Raw genomic sequence first — 5,018 nt, forward strand, 5'->3', positions numbered from 1 at the left:
CCATGAACCACCGTCGGTGGTGCGGCGCCGGCGCATTGTCGTGGCCGTGGTGTTGGTTTTCGGCGCGGTGGTGCTGGGCCTGTCGATGAAGCGCCACCCGGGCGAGTCGACCTTCTACTGGCTGACGGCGGCGTTGATCGGGCTGTGGGCCGTCGGGGCGTTCGCCTCGGGGCCGCTACATCTGGGCGGCATCTGCTGGCGAGGCCGCAACCAGCGCCCGGTGATCACCGGCGCCACCATCGGGCTGGTGCTCGGGGGCGTGTTCGTGGCGGGTGGGGCAATCGCTCGGGAAATCCCGCCAGTGGCGGAGTTGATCACTCGGGTGCTGCATTTCGCCGACCAGGGTTCATGGCGGCTGGTGCTCGCAATCGCGCTGCTGGGCGCTATCGCCGAGGAGTTGTTCTACCGCGGCGCGCTCTACACGGCGCTGGGCCGCCACCGTCCGGCGCTGATATCCACCGTCTTGTATGTGGCCGCGACCATGGCCAGTCAGAATCTGATACTCGGATTCGCGGCGATCGTGCTGGGCTCCGTGTGCGCCTGGGAGCGCCGCGCGACCGGCGGGGTGCTGGCTCCGATACTGACCCATTTCGTGTGGAGCCTGGTCGTGCTGCTCGCGCTGCCGCCGCTGTTCGGGCTCTAGAGGGTATCGGTGAAGTTCGGAGTACGACGCTGCTGGAAAGCTCTTGCGCCCTCGAGGAAGTCGCGTGATTTCAGTAGCACCGCCTGACCCTGCAATTCGCGGTCGAGCGCGGCGTCGAGCTCGGTGAGCGTGGCCGCGTTGATGGCCTCTTTTGTCATGGCGAACGCGACCGCGGGCCCCCCCACCAACGCCGACACCACTTTGTCCACTTCGGCGTCGAACTGGTCGGCCGGATAGACGGCGCTTACCAGGCCGGCAGCCAGCGCGTCTGCGGCCGGCATCCGCTCAGCCAATAACGCCATGCGCATCGCCCTCGTCCGGCCGATCGCTGCGGCGACCAATTCCGACGCGCCACCATCGGGCATCAGACCCACCTTGGTGAACGCAAGCATGAAAAACGCTGCATCCGAAGCCAATACGAGGTCACACGCCAGCGCCAGGGATACCCCTACACCGGCGGCGGGGCCGTGTACGACGGCGACCACCGGCCGCGGCAGCGCCGTGACCGCCCGCACCGCGCGGTTGGCCTCCGCGATGATCTCGGTGCCGGGCCCGCCGCTGCCGGACACGTCGTCGGCACTCATGCCAGCTCCCGAGCTGAAACCGCGACCCGCTCCGCCGAGGCGCACCACTTTGATCCGCGGATCGGCGCCCGCACATTCCATCGCGTCGGCGATCCCGGCCAGCACCGGCATCGTCACCGAATTGAGGCTCTCAGGGCGATCGATGATCACCGACAACACGCCGTTGGTGAGCGTGACGGACAGGCCGGCGACGGGAGTCAGGGCGTCGATCCGGGACTCGATGGCAGTCATGGGGATCACCTTAAGTGACCGGGATGCCGGTCCTTGGCGGGCGGCTGGGAAGATGCGAGCGGAATCTTTGGTGGCGACCCGCTGCGCCCGGTTTCGCCGCGCTGGCGATCGCCACGGGGTCAAATGGTGGCGACCCGCTGCGCCCGGCTTCGCCGGGCTGGCGATCGCCACGGGGTCAAGGAGGTCGGTAATGGCGGGACCGCTGACGGGGCTGCGGGTGGTGGAGCTGGCCGGTATCGGGCCGGGCCCGCACGCCGCAATGATTCTGGGCGACCTGGGCGCTGACGTCGTGCGCGTCGAGCGGCCCAGCGCCGCCAGCGGACCGGTCCGCGACGCGATGCTGCGCAACCGGCGCTTCGTCACCGCCGACCTCAAGTCCGACGAGGGCCGTGACCTCGTGCTGCGGCTCATCGCCAAGGCCGACGTACTGCTCGAGGGATACCGCCCGGGGGTCACCGAGCGCCTGGGCCTGGGTCCCGACGACTGCGCACGTGTGAACGAGCGGTTGATCTATGCCCGCATGACCGGCTGGGGGCAGACCGGCCCGCGCAGCCAGCAAGCCGGCCACGACATCAACTACATCTCGCTCAACGGCGTGCTGCATTCGATTGGACGCAGAGGCGAGCGGCCGGTTCCGCCGCTGAATCTGGTCGGCGACTTCGGCGGTGGATCGATGTTTCTGCTGGTCGGCATCTTGGCCGCCCTTTGGGAGCGACAGGCCTCCGGCAAGGGCCAGGTCGTCGACGCCGCGATGGTCGACGGTTCGTCGGTGCTGATCCAGATGATGTGGGCCATGCGGGCCATGGGCATGTGGTCCGACGAGCGCGGCACCAACATGCTGGACGGCGGCGCGCCGTACTACGACACCTACGAATGCGCCGACGGCCGCTATGTCGCGGTCGGAGCGATCGAACCGCAGTTCTACGCGGCCATGCTGGCCGGGCTGGGGCTGGACCCTGCCAACCTGCCCGCCCAGGACGACCGCAGCCGCTGGCCGGAACTGCGGGCCACGATTGCCGAGGTCATCGGCTCGAAAGACCGCGACCACTGGGCCAAGGTGTTCGCCGACTCGGACGCGTGCGTGACTCCGGTGCTGGCATTCGGCGAAGTCGAGGCCGAGCCGCACATCACCGCCCGTCACACCTTCTACCCGGCCGATGGCGGACTGCAGCCGGCCCCGGCGCCACGGTTCTCCCGGACAGTGCCCGACCAACCGAGGCCGCCCGGCCCACCGGGGTCTGACACCGAGTCGGTGCTCGCCGACTGGGTATAGTCGCCGACCGACCATGAGGTCGGCACGGGTGGCCGGATGGAAAGGAAAGCTTCGAGTGGAGATCAAAGATGCCGTCGCACTCGTCACCGGTGGTGCATCCGGCCTGGGCTTGGCGACCACGCAGCGGTTCCTCGATGCAGGCGCTCAGGTGGTCGTGCTCGACCTCAAAGGTGAAGAAGTAGTGCGTGAACTCGGCGAGCGGGCACGTTTCGCGCCGGCTGACGTCACCGACGAAGCGGCGGTCACCACCGCCCTCGACCTGGCCGAGACGATGGGTCCGCTGCGCATCGTCGTTAACTGCGCCGGCACCGGAAACGCGATCCGAGTGCTCGGCAAGGACGGCGTCTTCCCGCTAGATGCGTTCCGCAAGGTCGTCGACGTCAACCTGATCGGAACGTTCAATGTGCTGCGTCTCGGTGCCGAACGCATCGCCAAAACCGAGCTGGTGGGCGAGGAGCGCGGCGTCATCATCAACACCGCATCGGTGGCGGCGTTCGACGGCCAGATCGGCCAGGCCGCCTACTCGGCGTCGAAGGGCGGTGTGGTCGGCATGACGTTGCCGATCGCCCGCGACCTGGCCAGCAAGGCCATCCGGGTGGTCACCATCGCGCCCGGTCTCTTCGACACCCCGCTATTGGCCGGTCTGCCGGAGCCGGCCAAGGAGTCGCTCGGTAAGCAGGTGCCGCACCCGAGCCGGCTGGGCAAGCCGGACGAGTACGGGGCACTGGCCGTGCACATCGTGGAAAACCCGATGCTCAACGGCGAGGTGATCCGCCTGGACGGCGCCATCCGCATGGCGCCGCGATAACGCGCCAACGACTGAAAGCAAAACGACTAAATATGGGCGCGGCCATCGCTTGGCGCCCTGGGAGTGCGGGTCAGCTCGCGGTGGGCAGCGGGTGCCAGTCGTCGAGCTGCTCTGAAGTCTCGCCCTCTACCAACATGTCGCCGTGGTAGAGAGCCTCGAAATCAGCTTTGATCACGTCGGCACTCGAGTCGTCGATCCACATGACACTGAGCGTATGGATCACCATTAAGGAATCAGTGAGTCACGGTTCGGAAAACGTTGGCAATATTACCGCCGGGTAGGGTCAAGCCGGGCTCGGCCGTGAACTAGCCGGGCCGTCTAGTCGTGTCTCTCGGGGAGGGGTGCTGAAGGTGTCGTTGACGCCCGTGAGTTACCGCTGATAAGTTACCGCGGATATTGGACGGCGGATGGGCGCGATAAGAGGTCGACGGCCGAAGACGCGATCGATGTCAGCGGTGGAAGGACCCGAAACATGCTGCAGGCTATCGCTCGACTTGCCATCGCCGCGCCGCGCCGAATCATCGGCGTTGCCGCCCTGGTTGTGGTCGGTGCCGCGATCTTCGGCATCCCGGTAACCAAGAGCCTGTCGGCGGGCGGCTTCCAGGACCCGACCTCAGAGTCGGCCCAGGCAATCAAAATGCTGACCGACAAGTTCGGGCAGAGCGACCAAAAGATGCTCATCGAGGTAACTGCCCCTGGAAGCGCCGACAGCCCCCACGCCCGTCGTGCCGGGACCGACATCGTCGCCGCGCTGCAACGCTCACCGTATGTGTTCAACGTGTCGTCGGCGTGGACATCTTCGCAGCAGGCGGCTGCTGACATGGTCACCAAGGACGGCAAGTCGGGACTGATCGTCGCGAACCTCAGGGGTGGGGAAAACAACGCACAGAAATACGCCAAGACACTGGCGGACGAGGTGAAGGGCCTCCCCATTCCAGACGGCGTGACCGTGCGGGCCGGCGGCGTAGCGATGGTCTACGCCCAGATCAACCAGCAGAACGAACGCGACCTGCTCCTCATGGAAACGATCGCCATCCCGCTGAGCTTCGTGGTGCTGGTATGGGTGTTCGGTGGACTGCTGGCGGCCGCGCTGCCGTTGACGCTGGGTGGGTTGGCCATCGTCGGTTCGATGTCGGTGCTGCGGCTGATCTCGTTTACCACCGATGTGTCGACCTACGCGTTGAACCTGAGCACCGCGATGGGCCTGGCGCTTGCGATCGATTACACCTTGCTGGTCATCAGCCGCTACCGCGACGAGCTCGGCGACGGTGCCGCGCCGGACGAGGCGCTGATCCGCACCATGGCCACCGCCGGTCGCACGGTGTTGTTCTCGGCGACCACCGTGGCGTTGTCAATGTCAGTGATGGTGCTGTTCCCGATGTACTTCTTGAAATCCTTCGCCTACGCCGGCATCGCCACTGTGGCATTCGTAGCCGTTTCGGCGATCGTGGTGACGCCGGCCGCGATCGCGCTCTTAGG

At 66.7% G+C, this 5,018-nt stretch carries 6 protein-coding genes; 4 read left to right on the top strand and 2 right to left on the bottom strand.

Annotation, left to right across the window (positions count from 1 at the left end; genetic code table 11):
• On the top strand, window positions 1–643 hold a 643-nt coding region (locus tag ACFE99_RS22695), incomplete at its 5' end, for a lysostaphin resistance A-like protein (RefSeq protein ID WP_375488784.1).
• On the opposite strand, the gene ACFE99_RS22700 is transcribed toward ACFE99_RS22695, so the two are convergent.
• A complete protein-coding gene (locus tag ACFE99_RS22700) occupies window positions 640–1,458 on the bottom strand; it encodes an enoyl-CoA hydratase (protein WP_375488786.1) in 819 nt (272 codons plus the stop codon). The two genes, ACFE99_RS22695 and ACFE99_RS22700, sit on opposite strands and share 4 nt — an antisense overlap.
• 190 nt (window positions 1,459–1,648) lie before the next feature.
• Here ACFE99_RS22700 and ACFE99_RS22705 point away from each other — a divergent pair, with 190 nt between their 5' ends.
• Together ACFE99_RS22705 and ACFE99_RS22710 are read left to right on the top strand one after the other, a co-directional pair.
• Window positions 1,649–2,731: a CaiB/BaiF CoA transferase family protein gene (locus ACFE99_RS22705; protein ID WP_375488788.1), complete on the top strand. Its 1,083-nt coding sequence runs from the start codon at window positions 1,649–1,651 to the stop codon at window positions 2,729–2,731.
• A 55-nt stretch (window positions 2,732–2,786) separates the two neighbouring features.
• Window positions 2,787–3,539: a 3-hydroxyacyl-CoA dehydrogenase gene (locus ACFE99_RS22710; protein ID WP_375488790.1), complete on the top strand. Its 753-nt coding sequence runs from the start codon at window positions 2,787–2,789 to the stop codon at window positions 3,537–3,539.
• A 70-nt stretch (window positions 3,540–3,609) separates the two neighbouring features.
• Here the strand turns inward: ACFE99_RS22710 and ACFE99_RS22715 are convergent, their stop codons facing one another.
• Window positions 3,610–3,741, bottom strand: a complete 132-nt coding sequence (locus tag ACFE99_RS22715; protein ID WP_139797692.1) for a hypothetical protein — start codon at window positions 3,739–3,741, stop codon at window positions 3,610–3,612.
• A gap of 270 nt (window positions 3,742–4,011) precedes the next feature.
• Here ACFE99_RS22715 and ACFE99_RS22720 point away from each other — a divergent pair.
• On the top strand, window positions 4,012–5,018 hold a 1,007-nt coding region (locus tag ACFE99_RS22720; RefSeq protein ID WP_375488793.1), incomplete at its 3' end, for an MMPL family transporter.

It is taken from the genome of uncultured Mycobacterium sp. (genome assembly GCF_964249325.1).
Taxonomy (GTDB): domain Bacteria; phylum Actinomycetota; class Actinomycetes; order Mycobacteriales; family Mycobacteriaceae; genus Mycobacterium.